Annotated in this window: 19 protein-coding genes and 2 rRNA genes (1 of these 21 only partly in view); 1 reads left to right on the top strand and 20 read right to left on the bottom strand. The window is 42.5% G+C overall.

The window, feature by feature from the left end; all coding sequences use genetic code 11:
• Nucleotides 1–195 precede the first annotated feature (195 nt).
• The 8 genes from yabG to metG form a co-directional block, all read right to left on the bottom strand.
• Nucleotides 196–1,080, bottom strand: coding sequence for a sporulation peptidase YabG (gene yabG / locus FAY30_RS00255; protein WP_149868042.1), 885 nt, complete (start codon nt 1,078–1,080; stop codon nt 196–198).
• 229 nt (nt 1,081–1,309) lie between these two features.
• Nucleotides 1,310–1,435, bottom strand: coding sequence for a hypothetical protein (locus tag FAY30_RS27750; RefSeq protein ID WP_263315264.1), 126 nt, complete (start codon nt 1,433–1,435; stop codon nt 1,310–1,312).
• Nucleotides 1,417–2,322 carry a nuclease-related domain-containing protein gene (locus FAY30_RS00250; RefSeq protein WP_149868041.1) on the bottom strand — a complete coding sequence of 302 codons (906 nt, stop codon included), beginning with the start codon at nt 2,320–2,322 and terminating at the stop codon, nt 1,417–1,419. The genes FAY30_RS27750 and FAY30_RS00250 overlap by 19 nt, the downstream gene beginning before the upstream one ends.
• A gap of 123 nt (nt 2,323–2,445) precedes the next feature.
• Nucleotides 2,446–3,324, bottom strand: a complete 879-nt coding sequence (rsmA, locus tag FAY30_RS00245) for a 16S rRNA (adenine(1518)-N(6)/adenine(1519)-N(6))-dimethyltransferase RsmA (protein ID WP_149868040.1) — start codon at nt 3,322–3,324, stop codon at nt 2,446–2,448.
• Entirely contained in the window at nt 3,321–3,878 is a 558-nt protein-coding gene (gene rnmV / locus FAY30_RS00240; RefSeq protein WP_149868039.1) for a ribonuclease M5, read from the bottom strand. The genes rsmA and rnmV overlap by 4 nt, the downstream gene beginning before the upstream one ends.
• 201 nt (nt 3,879–4,079) lie before the next feature.
• Nucleotides 4,080–5,261: a G5 and 3D domain-containing protein gene (locus FAY30_RS00235; RefSeq protein WP_149868038.1), complete on the bottom strand. Its 1,182-nt coding sequence runs from the start codon at nt 5,259–5,261 to the stop codon at nt 4,080–4,082.
• A gap of 237 nt (nt 5,262–5,498) precedes the next feature.
• The gene (locus FAY30_RS00230) at nt 5,499–6,266 is read right to left on the bottom strand and encodes a TatD family hydrolase (protein ID WP_149872542.1); all 768 of its coding nucleotides are present in this window, start codon (nt 6,264–6,266) and stop codon (nt 5,499–5,501) included.
• 120 nt (nt 6,267–6,386) lie between these two features.
• Nucleotides 6,387–8,339: a methionine--tRNA ligase gene (metG, locus tag FAY30_RS00225; RefSeq protein ID WP_149868037.1), complete on the bottom strand. Its 1,953-nt coding sequence runs from the start codon at nt 8,337–8,339 to the stop codon at nt 6,387–6,389.
• Between the two features lie 479 nt (nt 8,340–8,818).
• Between metG and FAY30_RS00220 the strand changes: the two genes are divergently transcribed.
• Nucleotides 8,819–9,103, top strand: a complete 285-nt coding sequence (locus FAY30_RS00220) for a transition state genes transcriptional regulator AbrB (protein ID WP_149868036.1) — start codon at nt 8,819–8,821, stop codon at nt 9,101–9,103.
• A gap of 280 nt (nt 9,104–9,383) precedes the next feature.
• On the opposite strand, the gene rsmI is transcribed toward FAY30_RS00220, so the two are convergent.
• The 12 genes from rsmI to FAY30_RS00160 all read right to left on the bottom strand — a co-directional run.
• Nucleotides 9,384–10,259 (bottom strand): 16S rRNA (cytidine(1402)-2'-O)-methyltransferase, encoded by an 876-nt coding sequence (gene rsmI / locus FAY30_RS00215; RefSeq protein ID WP_149872541.1) that lies wholly within the window; start codon nt 10,257–10,259, stop codon nt 9,384–9,386.
• A 145-nt stretch (nt 10,260–10,404) separates the two neighbouring features.
• Nucleotides 10,405–10,710: a GIY-YIG nuclease family protein gene (locus FAY30_RS00210; RefSeq protein WP_149868035.1), complete on the bottom strand. Its 306-nt coding sequence runs from the start codon at nt 10,708–10,710 to the stop codon at nt 10,405–10,407.
• Nucleotides 10,700–11,440 (bottom strand): tRNA1(Val) (adenine(37)-N6)-methyltransferase, encoded by a 741-nt coding sequence (locus FAY30_RS00205; RefSeq protein WP_149868034.1) that lies wholly within the window; start codon nt 11,438–11,440, stop codon nt 10,700–10,702. Before FAY30_RS00205 ends, FAY30_RS00210 begins: the two co-directional genes overlap by 11 nt.
• Before the next feature lie 61 nt (nt 11,441–11,501).
• Complete coding sequence (gene yabA / locus FAY30_RS00200; RefSeq protein WP_149868033.1) at nt 11,502–11,879, bottom strand: DNA replication initiation control protein YabA; 378 nt, start codon at nt 11,877–11,879, stop codon at nt 11,502–11,504.
• Nucleotides 11,880–11,891: 12 nt separating this feature from the next.
• Nucleotides 11,892–12,719 (bottom strand): PSP1 domain-containing protein, encoded by an 828-nt coding sequence (locus FAY30_RS00195; protein ID WP_149868032.1) that lies wholly within the window; start codon nt 12,717–12,719, stop codon nt 11,892–11,894.
• Nucleotides 12,712–13,719 (bottom strand): DNA polymerase III subunit delta', encoded by a 1,008-nt coding sequence (holB, locus tag FAY30_RS00190; RefSeq protein ID WP_149868031.1) that lies wholly within the window; start codon nt 13,717–13,719, stop codon nt 12,712–12,714. Before holB ends, FAY30_RS00195 begins: the two co-directional genes overlap by 8 nt.
• A 27-nt stretch (nt 13,720–13,746) precedes the next feature.
• Nucleotides 13,747–14,076, bottom strand: coding sequence for a cyclic di-AMP receptor DarA (locus tag FAY30_RS00185; RefSeq protein WP_149868030.1), 330 nt, complete (start codon nt 14,074–14,076; stop codon nt 13,747–13,749).
• 82 nt (nt 14,077–14,158) lie between these two features.
• Complete coding sequence (gene tmk / locus FAY30_RS00180) at nt 14,159–14,788, bottom strand: dTMP kinase (protein WP_149868029.1); 630 nt, start codon at nt 14,786–14,788, stop codon at nt 14,159–14,161.
• A 30-nt stretch (nt 14,789–14,818) separates the two neighbouring features.
• Nucleotides 14,819–16,276 carry an aminotransferase class I/II-fold pyridoxal phosphate-dependent enzyme gene (locus tag FAY30_RS00175; protein ID WP_149868028.1) on the bottom strand — a complete coding sequence of 486 codons (1,458 nt, stop codon included), beginning with the start codon at nt 16,274–16,276 and terminating at the stop codon, nt 14,819–14,821.
• A gap of 96 nt (nt 16,277–16,372) precedes the next feature.
• Nucleotides 16,373–16,594 carry a sigma factor G inhibitor Gin gene (locus tag FAY30_RS00170; RefSeq protein WP_149868027.1) on the bottom strand — a complete coding sequence of 74 codons (222 nt, stop codon included), beginning with the start codon at nt 16,592–16,594 and terminating at the stop codon, nt 16,373–16,375.
• A gap of 188 nt (nt 16,595–16,782) precedes the next feature.
• Nucleotides 16,783–16,899, bottom strand: a 5S ribosomal RNA gene (rrf, locus tag FAY30_RS00165).
• 82 nt (nt 16,900–16,981) lie between these two features.
• Nucleotides 16,982–19,165, bottom strand: a 23S ribosomal RNA gene (locus tag FAY30_RS00160) (it continues 752 nt past the right edge of the window).

Raw genomic sequence — 19,165 nt, 5'->3', positions numbered from 1 at the left:
CACACTGACATAGTTCTGTCAAACAAAAATATAAATTATATCAGTCCGACAAAAAGTTTGTCAATATTTTTTATTCTACTCTTTCTTGTAAATTTCAACATTTCTTATCCTTGCCTTATGTGCACTGGAATATGTATGCTAAAAGAATCTTTCCTATTGGCCAATAAAAAAATAAGCCTTGGTAGAATTAAAGGCTTATTCTTCTTCGTCCTGTACTGGTCGATAAGGCATTCCTGTACGAAGTACACCTTTGGTTTCAATCCCTCCAAGACCTTTATCTCCTGTTAATGTATTCCGTAACACATCCCAAACATTTATTCTTTCCATAAACGGGGTAAAGCTTATTTTTGCGACTATATAAACGGGGTCGAGTGCATGTATATTAATCCTTGATGGAGAACTGGCGAAGTTAGCGCCTGCATGGATGAGCGATTCAAAGTGGGATTGACAGGCACCTGCAAAGATGACCAGTTGATCTAAATGAGGGATTTTCTTACGTGCCTCTCTGACAGTTTGCACAAAGTGTTTAGAATGTCGGTAGGCATTAATATCTGTCATTTTTCCTTTTGCCTTAGAATAGGCATCATGCCCGGTGATGACTAGAATATCCGGACGATAATGGTCAATGAGCCCGCCAATTTTATCAGGCATTTCCTTTTCATTGCAATGTATACCTAAAACTGGAATTCCAATTTTTTCATATAAGGTCATACATTTTTTCAAATAGGATGGGTCACCGTCTAAATGGAGGACCTTCCCCGGAATTTGAAAATAATTGCTGGGCTTAACATAACCGCCAGTCGCTTCATATTCCTGCCTGGACTTTAACAAATCAACATCCTGGGAGAAAAGCCGTAATGACTGTTCTTCAAGTGTCCTATATTCCTGTCTTAGTTTCACCCTTTCAAGCTGATTCACCACGACTAAATCCGCGGAAGGTGCATCTGCGACAAGACGAAAATCCTCACCATAAAGAATTGCATAGTTCTGGCCATTTATTTTCCGTATATCGATGACGCGAAATAGAAGATCACAATTATATGATTTTCTCCCGACAATATCATTTATTTTTATATCCACTGCCGTCACTCCAATAAGACCAGCAAATAGGCCTTCTGTTTAAGGTTTCTCTCATAGGCTATGCAGACGGGGATGTCCGCGTGAAAAAAAAACTCATCGAGTGGCAGTGGTTCGTGAGGCGTAATTGTAGTTTGGGGGGGGAAGCGTGCTAATCTGATACGAACTCCTGGGAACATAACTATACTGGGCTTTTTGCCTCTGATTTCTGCTGAAAGGTCCTTCATCGCTCTTATGATGGACTTTTCGTCTCATGATTCCCTCTAAAAAGTCCTTCATTACTCTTATGACGGACTTTTCCTTTCACGATTCCCTTTAAAAAGTCTTTCACATAGGATTTCATTCGTAATAAGTCCATTGGCGAACCCCTTTTCTATTAAAATTATCCTCCAAAATCCTTCTAATTGTCTTTTTTAATGTCACCACCCTACACCAATCATGTACCACATTCGCCGTAATCTTCATATCTGGAAAAAGAAGCTGCAGCTCCTTCACACTTCGGAAAACCGCGGCGGTCACCTTTTCTTCATGTCCACAATCACCGCACACACATTTCTGCCCACAGACTGAAATGGCAAAACAATTACACTTTTCGCAAGTCATTCCTTTTCGAAATTGGCCGTACTTATAAGGAGGCAGGTGTTTATACGCGTCCTCTTCCCTATGGAGTGAAATTAATTTGTCAGCCAGTTCTTTTTCTTTAACTCCCAGTTTCGACGGTGTCGCATCTAAATATTTTAAATAGCTGTTTACCTGTGTTGGAAAAATAAACGGTATGTTGAGGGGGGCCTGGTATAGGGTGAACTCGGGATTAATAAATACTACATTGGCGTCAACCGGGAAATGAAACCCGATACTTTGGAGTAATTGGCGGAGCAAGGATTTACTTCGAGTCAGTTGTAGTAGCGGATTTGTGTACTCTGTCTCCGGCTTCTTATACAATCGCTCTGATTCGAGAAAATAATCGCCTTCAAAATTTTTAACATCTGAGAAATGAATTCTTCCTGAAAAAATGATGAGAGTGTCAATTTGAAATAGAGTGTTGTTAACCTTAAACAACAAATCATTTAAAATATAACATTGACATTGAAGCTTTTCCGTTAAGGAGTCAAATTTCAGCTCTCCTTCATAGCCCTTTTTCAAATTGTAATAGTACTGTTTATCATTTTCAGACAAGGTCAAATGGGTGTTAAGCAATCTCAAAATCATTAGCTTCTTCGGTACAGGACGTGATTTGTATGCCATATGCCACAACCCTTCTTATATTCAAGACCACAAGTCCATTTTATAAAAAAAAAGAGGCCTAGCAGCCACAAGAAATGAACGTTTTGTTAAACTTGGCAAAAAAAAATAGACCTTAAAAAAGGTCTAATGGAAATGAGGGTGAAGTTCATCCGCTAACCGGCCAAATTCCTCTAAAGAAAGGGTTTCGCCTCTTCTGGAAGGTTCAATACTGCTCGCTTGCAGTGCGGCGAGGATCTCCTCTTTCTTTTGTTTCCCTTCCAGAAGCCCACTTGTTAAGTTATTGAGTAATGTTTTTCTTCTTTGGGCAAAGCTTGCCTTGGTTACTTGGAAAAAGAATGCTTCATCTTTTACCGCAACTGCCGGCTGCTCCCGCCTTGTGAGTCTGATGACAGCGGAATCGACATTCGGTTGCGGGACAAAGACGGTCTTAGGAACAATCATCACGGTCTCGGCTTCTGTGTAGTATTGTACGGCAATGGAAAGTGAACCATAGTCCTTTGTACCAGGCTTAGCAGAAATACGGTCAGCAACCTCTTTTTGAAGCATACATACAATTCCGCGAATCGGCAGCTGTTCCTCGAGCAATTTCATAATAATCGGGGTTGTGACATAATAAGGTAAATTTGCAACAACCATGATATCATCGATGCCGGCAAATTCCTCCGTCATCACCGCGTGAACGTCGGCCTCTAATACATCCTTGTGAATAATTTTTACATTTTCATATGGCGACAACGTATCCTGCAAGATCGGTAATAAACGTTGATCGATCTCAAAAGCAACCGTCTTTTTACTGCTGCGTGCCAGCTGCTCGGTTAAGGCGCCAATCCCCGGGCCAATCTCGATGGCCCCTGAATTCTCTGTCAAATCAGCAAAACTGACAATCTTTTTTAAAATATTTGTATCAATTAAGAAGTTTTGGCCAAGGCTTTTCTTAAAGGAAAAACCATATTTTTCGAGAATGGCTCTCGTTCTTATAGGGGTCGCGATATCTTTATTCATTTTAGTTCCTCCTGACGAACAACACTTATGGCTTCAGCAAATTCCTTTTTGCTGATTTGGAACATCATTAAGCGCTTGTGCAGCTGCTTTCCGTTTGTATAACCAATTTTTAAAAGCTTGCCAAGCAAAATTCTCCGGTCCTTTGCACCCTCGCCGCCGATGAGGCCGGCTGTAAGTAAGTCCTCTTGGGTTATTTCCTCTAAAATCGTTTCATGCATGATTTGGGCATCCTTCAATGCTTCTCTAATGGCATCAGGACTGGCATGTTCCACGCCAAGACCTTTGCCGTTTTTCGCAATCGCCGCTTCCTTTGTTAAAAAAGCATGCTTACAGCCGGGTACGGCAGCCGCAATCGTCTTTCTAATTTTTTCACCAGGGAAGTCCGGATCAGTAAAAATAATGACTCCTCGTGTTTCTTGGGCGCGCCAAACCTTTTCAATGGTAGTTTGATTCACGGCAGAGCCGTTCGTTTCAATGGTATCTGCGTCAACTGACCGTTTAATCGCTGTCGTATCATCTCTTCCTTCCACGACAATAATTTCTTTTATCTTCATGTTAAAAGTATAAGCCTCCGTAATAAAAAATAAAAATTTGAAAAATAATTGAAACATTTTTGTAATGTCCATCGTCTATATTATTAAACCCGTTCATATAATGTAACATAAAGAAACAAGCAAATGTTAGTTCGATGTAAGTATAAAGAAAATCCCGGAAAAAGCAAAATGCAGAGGAAAGTTTCCCCTGCATAGAGTAGATTATTGCAATATCTTTATCTTTACCTTTTTCCGCCCCCAGCGGTACGCCTCCGCTTTCGTTGGCATTAATAAATCAATGATATACCCTTTAATTGCTCCGCCAGTGTCAGCGGCAACCGCATAACCATAGCCTTCAACATATACTTTTGTTCCAAGCGGAATGATTCTCGGGTCAACCGCAATCACTTTCATGTTTGGATTAGCACGAAGATTAAGACCAGTGGCAGTAAGCCCGGAACAGCCGTTACAATAGGCAGTATAGGCCGTTGCAGTGACATAAAACTCTGTTCCTGTTTCAGCTGCACCACGGGAAACCTGCATGGTTAATTCCTTCGTTCCGACCGCCACAACTTGATCGCGCTTCATGGCGACGCTCTGCTCATTCATCAACTTCCTTGAAACTTCTTTGCCATTTTCGAGCACTACTTCATATTGTTTTGACACCCGGCCGTGCTTTCCTGGCGTGATAATTTTTTCTTTTCCCTTTTCCAAACTTTCATCCTTTTTTGTTACCACGGCAAATTGGACTGGTTCTTCCACTACATCGGTGACTTTTTCTACGCGAATGACGTTAACAACCCCATTCTCTGAGATGGTTTCTGTTAATGCAGGTTCAACTCGGTCTAATTCATTTAATGTGATGCCCTGTTGTGTTAAAAAGTCAGCGACCGTAGCCGAAGTGGACCAAGCTTGCTGCTCCTTACCGCCGTCCACATATGTAAGATGAAACGCGATCTTTATATCAATATTCATCTTATTTTTTATTGCCGTTTGTGGTCTTGGTGAAATTTGATCCTGTTCTTTTAAATCAATGTTCTGCTCCTTTAAGAGCCCTGCTACAGTTCCGGCTGTAGTCCAGACCGTTTTCTTCTCGCTGTCTTTAACAATGTGAACCTGGTTTGCCTGTTTCCAATCGACTTTAAGTTGGTCTTTCAGCCTCGTAGTAGCCTTTGGAGACAAGTAGTCATGTGAGCTGAGAGGGACATCCAGTTCATCAAATAATTCTTTGACGGTATCTGCATGTGTCTTTACAACCTCTGGTTTGCCATTCAGTGTTATTGCAACAGTATTCTTCGATCCTTCAAAAAAAAGAATGCCAAGAGTTGTTAGCAAAACTACGAAACTAGCAAAAGCAATGGTCAATGTCCTCCTGCTCAAAGACTCAGGAATCAGGTTTTTCATGTGTTTGAATACGATGAAAAACGCCTCCTTTTCTCGGAGAGATATTTAAGTACCATGCTGCCGGCTGTCATTCCTTGCATTTCCTGTGAAGGTATTTCTAATTATGCACAAAGCTGGAAATTTTGCAAAGAAAAACTTCTCGACACGGTTATCCTATGTTGAAAAGGAGACATGTAGAACTTTTTGTTTTTCGAAAAAATTTGGACAAGCTTCTTGTACTTTCGACAAATTACCCTATCATTTTATGGCGAAACATTTTTTAGCATTTCGTGTCGTTGCCTCAGCTACTTCTGCAAATGTCAACCCTTTTATTTCGGCAATTTCTTCGGCTACCAGCTTTACATAACTTGGCTCATTTCGTTTTCCGCGGTATGGGTGCGGGGCTAAATAGGGACAATCCGTTTCGATCAGTAATTTCTCTAATGGGATTTCAGCCGCGACCTCTTTCGGCTTCTTTGCATTTTTAAAGGTTACCGGACCGCCAAGGGATATATAGAAGTTCATTTTCACACACTCTTTTGCAACTTCAGGGCTGCCGCTAAAGCAGTGCATTATGCCTCCTACTTCCTCTGCCCCTTCCTCCTTTAAAATTTCCACAATATCGGCTGTTGCCTCACGATTGTGAATGACGATTGGCAGCTTCACTTTTTTCGCCAGCTTAATTTGTTTGCGAAAAACCTCCTTTTGAATTTCCTTGGGTGACTTGTCCCAATGATAATCCAGGCCCATTTCACCAATGGCAACGACCTTTGGGTGTGAGGCTAATTCTTCAATCCACACTAAATCTTCATCAGTCATGTCAATCGCATCAACGGGATGCCAGCCAACACAGGCATATATAAATTCATAGGTTTCGGCCAGCTCCATCGCTCTTTGAATGGTCGGGCGATCAAATCCGACGACGACCATATTAGTGACTCCCTCATTTTGCGCTCTATTAATAACGTCCTCTAAGTCCTCATTATATTGACTGTCATTCAAATGTGCATGTGTGTCGAACAGCATAATAAAATCAAACCCTCTTTTCTCTTTTTTCTCTAAATTGTGCACTTCCTGCCTGCCAATGTCAAAAAAAAGAAGAATGCCCCGTTTTTTGTTTCACGTGGAACATTCCCCTTTTTATGATTATTTTACCTTCGAACCATTCGGTAGTGATTGATCAACAGTTGCAAGTGAAAGCTGGCCGTCTTTTGATCCGGCAAGGATCATTCCTTGTGATAATTCACCGCGCAGTTTAACTGGCTTTAGGTTTGTGATACAAATGACCTTTCGACCGACTAATTCTTCCGGCTTGTAGTACTCCGCAATTCCCGAAACGACTTGACGCTTTTCGTAACCAAGATCAAGTTGAAGTTTTAACAATTTATCTGTCTTTTTCACTGGCTCTGCTTGAATCACCTGGGCTACCCGCAAATCAATTTTCATAAAGTCGTCGATTGCGATTTCAGCCAGTTTTTCCGGCACTTCGATTTCCTTTTCCTCAGGAGCAGGCGTAGTACCTTGCATTTTGGTCTTGATAAATTCCACTTCTTCAGCAATTTCAAGCCTTGGGAATAGTGGTGCATCCTTCTCCACCTTTGTTCCACTTGGAATTAGACCAAAGTTTTCAAGGCTATCCCAAGTATGGAGAGTTTGATTCTGAATACCCAATTGTGTGAAAATCCCCTTAGGTGTACGCGTTAAAAACGGCTGCAGAAGAATAGCAATGCGGCGCAATGATTCAGCTAAGTGAACCATGACACTTGCCAGTTCCCCTTTACTCTCTTCATTTTTAGCTAATGCCCATGGCTGTGTTTCATCAATATATTTATTTGTCCGGCTGACTAATTGCCAAATGGAAGTGAGCGCCACTGAAAATTCCATTTTCTCCATTGCTTCTTCGTATTTGGCAACCGTTTCCCGATTAACCTGAAGCAATGACGCATCAAATTCACCAACAGAACCGTCATAATCAGGAATCACACCATCAAAGTATTTATCAATCATTGCAACCGTTCGGTTTAACAGGTTTCCAAGATCGTTCGCTAAGTCAAAATTTATTCTTTCGACAAAACCTTCTGGTGTAAATACGCCATCTGCTCCAAATGGCACTTCCCTCAATAAATAATAGCGCAGGGCATCGAGGCCATAGCGGTCGATTAATGTTACTGGATCCACGACATTTCCTTTTGACTTGGACATTTTTCCGTCCTTCATCAACAGCCATCCATGAGCAAACACCTTTTTAGGAAGCGGTACATCCAGGGCCATTAACATAATTGGCCAATAAATCGTGTGGAAGCGGACAATTTCCTTTCCCACAAGGTGCACATCTGCCGGCCAGTACTTTTCGTATTTCTCATTTAGACTAGTTCCATATCCTAGGGCCGTAATATAATTCGAAAGCGCGTCAATCCAGACATAGATAACATGCTTCGGATCTCCAGGGACCTTAATTCCCCAATCAAAGGTTGTTCTAGATACCGCTAAATCCTCCAGGCCAGGCTTAATAAAGTTATTAATCATTTCATTTTTGCGGGATTCTGGCTGGATAAAATCAGGATTTTCCTCGTAGTATTGTAAAAGGCGGTCAACATACTTACTCATTCTAAAAAAGTAGGATTCTTCCTTTACTTTCTCAACCGGACGGCCACAATCAGGACACTTCCCATCCACTAACTGTCGATCCGTAAAGAATGATTCACAAGGAGTACAGTACCAACCTTCATACTGATCAAGGTAAATATCCCCCTGCTCGAGCAATTTTGCAAAAATACTTTCGACAATTAGTTTATGTCTCTCATCGGTTGTCCGAATAAAATCATCATACGAAATATCAAGTTTATTCCATAGATCTTTGATTCCACTTACAATTCCGTCTACATACTGCTGCGGCGTGATCCCAGCTTCTTCCGCTTTCCGCTGGATTTTTTGCCCATGCTCATCCGTTCCAGTTAAATACATGACATCAAACCCTAGCATCCGCTTATAACGAGCCATTGCATCACCAGCAACAGTGGTATAGGCATGACCAATATGTAAATTTCCACTTGGATAGTAAATCGGTGTGGTTAAATAAAACGTCTCTTTTTCCGCCATTTCTTTTCCCTCCAATAGGCAGGCTATCGCAAGCCCATTCAATCATTATTGCCTCTTTTTACTGCTTCTATCATCAAAATATACCGAAAAATCAACTTTTGTGCAAGAAAGTGCCATTCATAGACTTCCAGTTATTTAAATTTTTTACCTTATACACCCATAAAGAAGCAAGTACCCTCGAAACTTATGAGCGGTAAGGTTGATATATGTAGAATTTTGTCGAATTAGCATTTACACCCTTACTGTTGAGAGTTTACACTACAATAGTATTATTTTCATAGTTTAATCGACCCAATATTAGGGTAAACCCAATCACATCAATATACAAGGCCGATGGTAAAATTTTTCTTTTATTTTTCAAAATAAAAGAATTGACGAATATGGGAAGTACTGGTATTATGAATTTATTAGAAATTTGTCGAATAATGACGAATAAAAAATAGATAGAATATGCGTAAAAAACGAGAGGAGATTATTATATGAAATCTACAGGTATTGTTCGTAAGGTTGATGAATTAGGTCGTGTGGTTATTCCGATTGAATTAAGACGTACACTTGGTATTGCAGAGAAGGATGCTCTAGAAATCTATGTGGATGATGAGCGCATCATCTTAAAAAAATATAAGCCAAACATGACTTGCCAAGTAACTGGTGAAGTCTCTGATGATAATATGGCTCTTGCTGGCGGAAAATTAATCCTAAGCCGTGAAGGTGCAGAATTATTGATCCAAGAAATTCAAAAAAACTTTGAAGTAGCGAAGTAATATAAAACTCCGGCACAAAATGTGTCGGAGCTTTTTTTATTTTAAAAGAATTAATAAATGCGACTTTGAGAAATGTCCAGCTCCAGCGCCCTAGCGGCTAGTGTCCTTCACGCTCCGCCCTACGATAAGTCAACATCGTTTCGCTCCGCTCACCGTGTTTCCTTTATCTCAGTTGGAGCGCTCCACAAGGAAAGCTTCGGCAGCATAGGCATCGCACGAAGAAAAAGCGTTAGCTTTTTCGAGGAGGCCATACGCCGCTGACCAGGGCGCTTTCGCTTTTTTATTTCTCAACATGGTAAGCCTGATATACATCACGTTTATTAAGCCCGCGGTCTTTTGCTGTTTGTTTAATGGCTTCCTTCGAAGTCATACTTTTTACTGATATATAGTGTTGAATATGTTCATCAAGCGATAATGGCTGCCACCAGCTTGTCACCTCTTCCTGTACTACATCCGTCCCTTCCACAACGATGCAAAATTCCCCGCGGATTTCATCTTGGTGCGCCCATTTAATTGCATCCTCAAGTGTGCCTCGAATAAATTCTTCATACTTTTTGGTTAACTCTCTGCAAAGGGCTATATTTCTGTTTCCAAGGACATCGAGCATGATGGCTAAGGTTTCCTTTAAGCGATGCGGTGATTCATAAAAGATTAGCGTCGCGGATTGTTTTTTCAACTCCTCTAATTCAGCCCGCTTGTCTTTCTTGTTTCGATGCAAAAATCCATAGAAATAAAACGGCTGGCAAGGTAACCCCGAGGCAATTAATGATGTCAGTGCTGCATTCGCTCCCGGTAAGGGAACAACCGGTGCCTTTTCGCTAATAGCTGCTGTGACAAGCTCATAGCCTGGGTCAGAAATCGCTGGCATTCCTGCGTCGCTAACAAGCGCAACCTTTAAGCCATCCTTTACCTTCTGAATCAGTTTCTCACCGCTTGTTTCTTTATTATGCTCGTGATAGCTGACAATGGGTGTTTCTATTTCAAAATAATGACACAACTTTTTTGTATTTCTCGTATCTTCAGCAGCAATGACATCTGCCTCTTTTAAGATTCTAATTGCCCGAAAGCTCATATCCTCCAGGTTGCCAATCGGAGTCGGAACGAGATAAAGAATCCCTTTCTTTTCTTCATTCTCAAAGCTTTTCTGCTGCCACATCATCATCATCACCCGTTTCAAATTATTAAAGCGAAAGCGCCCGTTTAGCGACGTATGAACTGGAGCGCTACGACTGAGATAAAGGAAACACGGAGAGCGAAAGCGATCCGATGTTGACTTATCGCAGGGAGGAGCGTGAAGTTCACTAGTCGCTGGGCGCTGGAGCTAGACAGTTATCAAAGTTCAAATGCTCATTTTTATTATTTCTTAAAAACTCAAGCTTTTTTTTTCTTGGTAATTGTTTAAATTGGTATTCTGCTTTTAGAGCATCGCTTTTCTCAGCATACCCTTTATAATAGGTCAGTTCCACCGGTCCCCTGCCCCTTGTGTATTTAGCCCCTTTTCCTTCATTATGCTGTCTAATCCGCCGTTCCAGGTTAGTAGAATAACCACCGTACAGACTGCCATCCCTGCATGTTAAAACATAAAAATAATGACAGCTATTCTCCATATAAAATCTCTCTGATTTCAGGTGTGTACTCGTCTGCCTCATTATAAACAATAAGCGGCGGCAAAATTTTTAAATCAGGACTGCCATCTTTGATCGCTTCAACTAAAATTGTATTGGCTTCCTTCCCCCGTTTCGGGTAGATAAACTGAATTCGCTTTGGTTCAAGCCGATACTGCCGCATCAGCGTAATAATATCTAAAAGACGGCCTGGACGGTGAACAAAGGCCACTTTCCCTCCCTGTCTTACTAACTGACTTGAAGCTTTTATCGCATCCTCCAGTGTGCAGAGTATCTCGTGGCGGGCAATAGCCAAGTGCTCATTTGGATTTATTTCTTCCCTTGATGGGGTCGTAAAATATGGTGGATTACAGGTAACTACATCAAATTTACCAAAGCCTAATTGTTTGGGCATATCTTTGATGTCACCATGAATCATATGTAATCGATCCTGAAGACCATTATATTCAATACTTCTGATGGCCATATCATATAAACGCTCTTGAATTTCTACACCTGAAATCGTCCCTTTTGTGCGGGCACTTAAAAATAAGGGGATCACCCCATTTCCGCTGCAGAGGTCAATTATGTTTCCTTTTTGGATCGGCATATAAACAAATCGCGCCAGCAATACAGCATCGAGCGAAAAGGAAAAAACAGTCGGACTTTGAATAATCCTTAAGTTCTCCGCCAACAAATAATCCAGCCGTTCGTCTTCTTTTAAGTTGACCATTAAAACCATCCCAATCTAAAAATGTAAGAAAATAGAGGCTGATGTTGTCAGCCTCTTTAGGTTATTTCTTATTAAGAAAGGAGAGGCAGAATAAACAATCTCCTTCTTTCCGTAAACTGCCAAAATGCAGGTTGCAAATATGAAAGCCTTCTTGGTAAAGACGGGCGAGGTTATCGTATCCTTCGCCAACATCAAAGGTCTTTCCTCCAGAAGATACAGCCTGGCCTTCTGGGACAACCCTTTTATTCCCGATATCCTTCTTTTCTTCTTCCATCGTTACATCTAAACGGCGTCTCAGATGTTCATTTTCAAGCTTTAAATAATGATTCTCTTCTAGTATTTCGGCTAAATGCTGCTTCAATTCCCCCAGCTGCTGGTAAAGATGGCCAATTTGTGTTTCCATATTACTTACTGATTCAAATATTTCTCTTTTATCCACGGCGCACACCTCTTAATCAGTGGATTGTATAGAAAAGGCACCTTCTTTAATGATTTCTTCCAAAGTATACTCCAGAACCCGTTCTTGTTCCTTAAGTTCTACCTGAAGTACCCGCTCTAATATATTCAGACCTACTACTTTCCCTTTACCCTGCGGTGTTTCAATGATTTCTCCTAAATCCGGCAGAGCTTCTTTAGCAGATTCATATTCATCATTTTCATATTTTAGACAGCACATCAGTCTGCCGCATAAACCGGATATCTTGGTTGGATTTAAGGAAAGGTTTTGGTCCTTTGCCATTTTGATGGATACCGGATCAAAATCACCTAAAAAGGTTGAGCAGCACAGCATTCGGCCGCACGGTCCAATTCCGCCAAGCATCTTTGCTTCATCACGGACGCCAATCTGGCGTAATTCAATGCGTGTCCGAAAAATGGCTGCTAAATCTTTTACCAGCTCACGAAAATCGACTCTTCCATCAGCGGTAAAGTAGAAGATGACCTTGTTTCGATCAAATGTATATTCAACATCAACCAGTTTCATATCCAACTGATGCTCATTCACCTTAGCATTACAAACTTCGTAAGCCTCTTTAGCTTCCTGTCTATTTTCCTCAACAATCATGCGATCCTTCTGGTCGGCAATTCTGACGACTTTTTTTAATGGAAGGACGACATCGTGCTCCTCAACCTGTTTTCGGGCAACAACCGCCCTGCCGTATTCGACGCCGCGGACCGTTTCGACAATGACAAAGTCATCCTTTTGGATTGAGAGGTCTCCAGGATCAAAATAATAAATTTTTCCCGCCTTTTTAAAGCGTACTCCTACAACATCATACAAATGAAGATCCCTCCTGCAATTTTAACACAAGCTGTTCCATCATCAGCTGAGGATTCATATTTGCCTGCAGCTTCCTTTTAGCATCAAGTATCGCTGCCATTTGATCCGATAAGCGCCGTCCAGATGTTTGAAGGGCAAATTGCTTTAACCGTTCACTTTCTGCTCTGAAAACAATTTGCTCCTCTTTATCTAGTTGTATATAAAGTAAATCCTTAAAAATAAGAAGTAAAAGATCTAAACCACGTTGAATCTGTTCTTTTTCTTTGAAGTGTAAAAACCATTCTTCCTGAAGCGTTACCATCACTTCAAGCGGATTTTTTTTCAACACCTCATATAATTTTACCACTATTTTTTGGGCTTGTGCAAACCATTCATCGACATTTAATGTAAGGGCTTCATCCAAATTGTTGGTTAACTGCGCAAGGAGCGGTGCCTTTACTGATTCCACGCCATTTTCAATAAGCTGTTTCCTCATCATTTGCGGTGCCAATGGATGGAATGCCAATACTTGGCATCTAGAAAGGATGGTTGGCAGTATTTGCTGCAGCTGCTCTGTTAATAGAAATGCGACTGTTCCCGGGCTTGGTTCCTCAAGAAACTTTAGCAAACTATTCGAGGCACTATTGCTCATTTTATCGGCATGAGAAATCAGGTATACCTTTTTCAGGGATTCAACTCCCTTTTTTGAAAACTCTGCTTGCAGGCTTCTAATCTGATCTACTTTAATCGACAAGCCATCCGGCTCGACAATATGGACGTCAGGGTGGTTGCCATGATTGATCCGCCGGCAATTATTACATGCTTCGCAAGGTTTATAGCCATCTACTACCGACTCGCAAAAAAGGGCCTTCGTTAGTAATAACCCTACTTCCTTTTTTCCTGTCCCTCTCATGCCTTCAAAAAGGTACGCATGGGCCACTCGATTTTTCACCAAGCTGTTTTTTAACATTTTCAACACCGTTGGCTGAAGTTCTTCTAGTTGATCCCATGTTTTTCCCAAGCTAATCACTCACTTTTATCTATATTCTTAAAAATGCAGGTATTGCTCAATTGGCAGGACAAAGACTGTTGCGCCGCCTACTTCAACCTCTACCGGGTAAGGGACATAAGAATCGGCATTCCCTCCCATTGGCGAGACAGGAGCGACAAGCTGATCTCTCGATTTGCAATTGTCCTTAATAATTTGGAGAGCCTTATCAACCCGAATATCCTCGGTACCTATGATAAAAGTGGTGTTCCCCGACTTCAAAAATCCACCTGTACTAGCTAACTTGGTTGCTCTAAAATTATGATCAACTAATGCTTTCGATAAACGGTTGCTATCCTGGTCTTGAACAACGGCAATAATGAGTTTCATTCGAACACCCTCTCCTTTATTTCGTCCAACTCTAGTTTACTCTACTTTTATTATAACAGGTAATTATACAAAAAAAGGCCGATTACGGCCTTTTTTCAGCTAATTTTCCTTCTATTAGTTTTATCGTTTTTTGGAATACCTCATCCACTGGTCCTGAAGCATCAATCCGGGCAATTCTATTCGGAAAACGTTCCATTAATAAGTAGTATCCCTCTCTCACCTTTTTGTGGAAATCGAGATTTTCCAAATCCAGCCGGTTAATTTCCCGTCCTTTATTTTTATTAATCCGCTTCAGTCCCAACTCCGGTTCAATATCAAAGTAGATGGTCAGTTCAGGCATTAAATCCTGAATCGCAAACTGATTAATCGTAAAGACCTCGTCTATTCCTAATCCGCGTGCATACCCCTGATAGGCTAATGAACTATCGACAAACCGGTCACAAAGCACAACTCTTCCTGCGTTTAATGCCGGTTTTACCTTTTCCATTAAATGCTGTCTCCTTGCTGCTGCATAAAGCAGGGCTTCGGTTCGAGGGTCCATTGCTGTGTTATCTTTATCCAGAATCACTTTTCGGATTTGCTCCGCGATATCAATCCCGCCGGGTTCCCTAGTTACTAGTGCCTCCGGAAATTGCTTCGCCGCCATCTCCATAATGGTTGTCTTTCCAGCACCATCCGGCCCCTCGAATGTTATAAAAATTCCACTGCTCATGTACATACTACCTCCAGAAACTTATGAATCTTACGTTGTATGAAATGTCTTGATTAACCCATTTTTAATGGTGGAGCCACCTTGAAAGCGTGCACCGGTTTCTACCAGCTGCTGAAGCTGACTCAGTTTTAGTGCTGTTATCCTTTCTCCCTTTATTAACAATGGTATACCCGGCGGATAAGGGGTGATTGTTTCTGCACAAACCAGACCTTCTGCTTCCGCAATTGCAGCCTCATCCACTGTCAACCTATCCATTTTTTCAAAAGGAACTGCTAACTCTGTGATTTTTTGACTATTGATGTGAAACTCTTCCTTCCGTTTGATCACAGGTAAGCTGGCGAATGCCATTTTTATTCTCGATACCGTCTCTTCTAATGGATATTGCTGTCCTTCCTTTAATAAAGGCAGGATAAATAAAACATTATTTGGATCTGCTAATTCTGTATATATGCTGTATTCTTCCAATCTCTTTTGAAGTTCAAATCCGCTTAAGCCGCACCTTGACTGTATCGTCATTTTTAAAACATCACCATGGCCATCAGGAAAATCTAACACAATTATCGCGGGAATCACGGCTAACGCCTCTTTAAAGTGCTTAATTTCAGCCAGTAAAAAAGCTAAATCCCTTTGTTCGTATGTACCTAAGTAACTCCTCGCTAAGTCCAGCGAGGCCATAATCGGGTAGGATGGGCTGCTGGACTGAAATACTTCAAGATAGTCCTTCACTTTTTCCAAGCTGACCAGGTTACTATTTACATGTAAAAATGAACCCATTGTCATGGCCGGCAATGTCTTATGTGCTGATTGCACAACGATGTCAGCACCTAATTGCAATGCTGATGCAGGAAAAGGAGCCCCGGCAATAAAATGTGCCCCATGAGCCTCATCCACCAATACGGGGATTTGATGAAGGTGGCACAAATCAATGATTTCTTGTATGTTATATGTTAACCCATAATAGGTCGGGTAGGTTAAAAGGATGGCTTTAGCGTCTGGATAAAGATGAATCGCCTGCATAACCGTTTCAAGGCTGACCCCGCCTGCAACTTTCCATTCCTGATTATATTCCGGATCTAGAAATACAGGGCATGCTTTCGCTAATCTAAGCGCATGTAACACAGACTTATGGCAATTTCTTTGGACAAGAACATGCGCCCCTTCTGTACAGACTGCCATGATCATTGCATGATTGCCCACCGTTGATCCGTTCACAAGGAAAAAGCTCTTCTTCGAGTGGTATAACTCAGACAGCAATAGTTCCGCTTCCAAGATTGGCCCTTCAGGTGAATGCAGATCATCTAGCCCTGAAATTTCCGTTGCATCAATTTTTAATAGCTGATCAAAAAAGTGATCGCGGTCGTGTCTGTGGCTGTGGTCTAACTGATTGATCCAGCCGTATTTATGTCCTGGGACGTGAAATGAGATTGGCTGCTTCTTTACATGGTGTGTTAAGGCATCATATAGAGGTCTTTTCTGTTGATTGTTCATCTATTCTTTCTTCCTTTTAAGAGTCCTATCTATTTTAACAAAAAACCAATCTATTTCCCAATTTCCGCAAAAAAATAAAGCCCATAAAGGACTTGTTTAAGAGAAAATTTCTGGATTTGTAATTTTCCTTAGCTGCTTTAGGAAATATTTATATTTTGGATCATTTGTATCTGTTTGAATTAAATCATTTTCACATTCAGTACAAATAAAAGAAGTGTATAGATGTATGCCTTTCGATTTTTGATTTTCACAAATAACGCATGTTTCTACATAATAGTGTTTATGTGCTAAAAATGAACTCAATCCTCCCACCTCCATACACCCATTCTGTCCTTAATGTCCAATTTGTATACAATTTTTTGAATTCTCATCACCCGTGGCATCCTTTATTATAGTATGTCGTAACCGCCAATTGGGTGTATGTCTATATCTGTTTTCTTCAAAAACTCTTCGTACTTTTTCACTATACGCAAAAAAACAATCCTCTCGGATTGTCCTTTTCATGTGCCTGGCAACGTCCTACTCTCACAGGGGCGCATGCCCCAACTACCATCGGCGCTGAGAAGCTTAACTTCCGTGTTCGGTATGGGAACGGGTGTGACCTTCTCGCCATAGTTACCAGACTATTTATTTGAGGTTTTCATTCCCTCAAAACTAGATAATGCAGAAGAAGTTTTTTGTAAAAACGAGTTCAACCACTTAAAAATGGTTAAGTCCTCGATCGATTAGTATCAGTCAGCTCCACATGTCGCCACGCTTCCACCTCTGACCTATCAACCTGATCATCTTTCAGGGATCTTACTAGCTTGACGCTATGGGAAATCTCATCTTGAGGGGGGCTTCATGCTTAGATGCTTTCAGCACTTATCCCGTCCGCACATAGCTACCCAGCGATGCCTTTGGCAAGACAACTGGTACACCAGCGGTGCGTCCATCCCGGTCCTCTCGTACTAAGGACAGCTCCTCTCAAATTTCCTGCGCCCACGACGGATAGGGACCGAACTGTCTCACGACGTTCTGAACCCAGCTCGCGTACCGCTTTAATGGGCGAACAGCCCAACCCTTGGGACCGACTACAGCCCCAGGATGCGATGAGCCGACATCGAGGTGCCAAACCTCCCCGTCGATGTGGACTCTTGGGGGAGATAAGCCTGTTATCCCCGGGGTAGCTTTTATCCGTTGAGCGATGGCCCTTCCATGCGGAACCACCGGATCACTAAGCCCGACTTTCGTCCCTGCTCGACTTGTATGTCTCGCAGTCAAGCTCCCTTGTGCCTTTACACTCTACGAATGATTTCCAACCATTCTGAGGGAACCTTTGGGCGCCTCCGTTACTCTTTAGGAGGCGACCGCCCCAGTCAAACTGCCCACCTGACACTGTCTCCCACCCCGATCAGGGGTGCGGGTTAGAATTTCAATACAGCCAGGGTAGTATCCCACCGACGCCTCCACCGAAGCTAGCGCTCCGGCTTCTCAGGCTCCTACCTATCCTGTACAAGCTGTACCAAAATTCAATATCAGGCTACAGTAAAGCTCCACGGGGTCTTTCCGTCCTGTCGCGGGTAACCTGCATCTTCACAGGTACTATAATTTCACCGAGTCTCTCGTTGAGACAGTGCCCAGATCGTTACGCCTTTCGTGCGGGTCGGAACTTACCCGACAAGGAATTTCGCTACCTTAGGACCGTTATAGTTACGGCCGCCGTTTACTGGGGCTTCGATTCAGAGCTTCGCTTGCGCTAACCCCTCCTCTTAACCTTCCAGCACCGGGCAGGCGTCAGCCCCTATACTTCGCCTTGCGGCTTCGCAGAGACCTGTGTTTTTGCTAAACAGTCGCCTGGGCCTATTCACTGCGGCTCTTCAGGGCTATGAACCCTAAAGAGCACCCCTTCTCCCGAAGTTACGGGGTCATTTTGCCGAGTTCCTTAACGAGAGTTCTCTCGCTCACCTTAGGATTCTCTCCTCGCCTACCTGTGTCGGTTTGCGGTACGGGCACCTTGAATCTCGCTAGAGGCTTTTCTTGGCAGTGTGGAATCAGGAACTTCGGTACTAAATTTCCCTCGCTGTCACAGCTCAGCCTTTACGGTGAACGGATTTTCCTATTCACCAGCCTAACTGCTTAGACGCGCATATCCAACAGCGCGCTTACCCTATCCTCCTGCGTCCCCCCATCACTCAAACGATTCATAGGTGGTACAGGAATATCAACCTGTTGTCCATCGCCTACGCCTTTCGGCCTCGGCTTAGGTCCCGACTAACCCTGAGCGGACGAGCCTTCCTCAGGAAACCTTAGGCATACGGTGGATGAGATTCTCACTCATCTTTCGCTACTCATACCGGCATTCTCACTTCTAAGCGCTCCACCAGTCCTTACGGTCTAGCTTCAACGCCCTTAGAACGCTCTCCTACCACTGACACCAACGGTGTCAATCCACAGCTTCGGTGATACGTTTAGCCCCGGTACATTTTCGGCGCAGAGTCACTCGACCAGTGAGCTATTACGCACTCTTTAAATGGTGGCTGCTTCTAAGCCAACATCCTGGTTGTCTAAGCAACTCCACATCCTTTTCCACTTAACGTATACTTTGGGACCTTAGCTGGTGGTCTGGGCTGTTTCCCTTTCGACTACGGATCTTATCACTCGCAGTCTGACTCCCACGGATAAGTCTTTGGCATTCGGAGTTTGTCTGAATTCGGTAACCCGATGAGGGCCCCTAGTCCAAACAGTGCTCTACCTCCAAGACTCTAACAACGTGAGGCTAGCCCTAAAGCTATTTCGGAGAGAACCAGCTATCTCCAAGTTCGATTGGAATTTCTCCGCTACCCACACCTCATCCCCGCACTTTTCAACGTGCGTGGGTTCGGGCCTCCATCCAGTGTTACCTGGACT

Source organism: Bacillus sp. S3 (assembly GCF_005154805.1).
GTDB lineage: Bacteria > Bacillota > Bacilli > Bacillales > Cytobacillaceae > Neobacillus.
Note: the sequence above shows the minus strand (reverse complement) of the source record. Positions and strands in the feature narration are given on the sequence as shown.

What these genes read in the sequence shown, in the direction of transcription:
- FAY30_RS27750 (WP_263315264.1), bottom strand. Translation starts at nt 1,435, where the DNA reads ATGGACTTATTACGAATGAAATCCTATGTGAAAGACTTTTTAAAGGGA.
- FAY30_RS00250 (WP_149868041.1), bottom strand. Translation starts at nt 2,322, where the DNA reads ATGGCATACAAATCACGTCCTGTACCGAAGAAGCTAATGATTTTGAGA.
- rsmA (WP_149868040.1), bottom strand. Translation starts at nt 3,324, where the DNA reads ATGAATAAAGATATCGCGACCCCTATAAGAACGAGAGCCATTCTCGAA.
- rnmV (WP_149868039.1), bottom strand. Translation starts at nt 3,878, where the DNA reads ATGAAGATAAAAGAAATTATTGTCGTGGAAGGAAGAGATGATACGACA.
- FAY30_RS00235 (WP_149868038.1), bottom strand. Translation starts at nt 5,261, where the DNA reads ATGAAAAACCTGATTCCTGAGTCTTTGAGCAGGAGGACATTGACCATT.
- FAY30_RS00230 (WP_149872542.1), bottom strand. Translation starts at nt 6,266, where the DNA reads ATGCTGTTCGACACACATGCACATTTGAATGACAGTCAATATAATGAG.
- metG (WP_149868037.1), bottom strand. Translation starts at nt 8,339, where the DNA reads ATGGCGGAAAAAGAGACGTTTTATTTAACCACACCGATTTACTATCCA.
- FAY30_RS00220 (WP_149868036.1), top strand. Translation starts at nt 8,819, where the DNA reads ATGAAATCTACAGGTATTGTTCGTAAGGTTGATGAATTAGGTCGTGTG.
- rsmI (WP_149872541.1), bottom strand. Translation starts at nt 10,259, where the DNA reads ATGTGGCAGCAGAAAAGCTTTGAGAATGAAGAAAAGAAAGGGATTCTT.
- FAY30_RS00210 (WP_149868035.1), bottom strand. Translation starts at nt 10,710, where the DNA reads ATGGAGAATAGCTGTCATTATTTTTATGTTTTAACATGCAGGGATGGC.
- FAY30_RS00205 (WP_149868034.1), bottom strand. Translation starts at nt 11,440, where the DNA reads ATGGTCAACTTAAAAGAAGACGAACGGCTGGATTATTTGTTGGCGGAG.
- FAY30_RS00185 (WP_149868030.1), bottom strand. Translation starts at nt 14,076, where the DNA reads ATGAAACTCATTATTGCCGTTGTTCAAGACCAGGATAGCAACCGTTTA.
- tmk (WP_149868029.1), bottom strand. Translation starts at nt 14,788, where the DNA reads ATGAGCAGTGGAATTTTTATAACATTCGAGGGGCCGGATGGTGCTGGA.
- FAY30_RS00175 (WP_149868028.1), bottom strand. Translation starts at nt 16,276, where the DNA reads ATGAACAATCAACAGAAAAGACCTCTATATGATGCCTTAACACACCAT.
- FAY30_RS00170 (WP_149868027.1), bottom strand. Translation starts at nt 16,594, where the DNA reads ATGGAGGTGGGAGGATTGAGTTCATTTTTAGCACATAAACACTATTAT.